Annotated in this window: 1 protein-coding gene; it reads left to right on the top strand. The window is 28.2% G+C overall.

Annotated elements, in window-relative coordinates; translation table 11 throughout:
• Positions 1-521: ATP-binding protein (locus AC1DKZ_RS32985; RefSeq protein ID WP_476997981.1), on the top strand; the 521-nt coding region annotated here is incomplete at both ends.

The following is a 521-nucleotide window of genomic DNA, read 5'->3' as shown; positions in this document are numbered from 1 at the left end:
GAGAGTGCTAAGATGTCTCAAGATAAGTACTTAGAAATTATGTTACTTGAAATGCAGCAAATACAATCTACTATTAATAACTATTTATCTTTAACCAAACCACAAAACATTATAAAAGAGGAACTAGATATTAATTACATATTAAATCAAGTGAAAGATAATATTTCACCACTCGCTCTTTCATATAATGTTGAAATAAAACAGCATATTACAACAGATTCCCTTTACATAWATGCTAATMCTGAAAAATTAAAAATATGTCTMACCAACATCATACAAAATGGAATTGAGGCTATGAAAAATGGTGGCGTATTACAAATAAATATACAAAAAATAAAAGATAATATTGTAATTGATATTATTGATACAGGAATAGGAATGTCTYCCCAACAAATAAAACGTATTGCCTTGCCATTTTATTCAACAACAGAAAAAGGTACTGGGCTTGGTACTATGATTGCGTACAGTATTATTAAAGAATTAAACGGAGATATAGAGATAGAAAGTGAACTAGGAAAAGG

It is taken from the genome of Bacillus sp. 05T21 (assembly GCF_056396785.1).
This window is presented reverse-complemented; position numbering and strand designations above follow the sequence as displayed.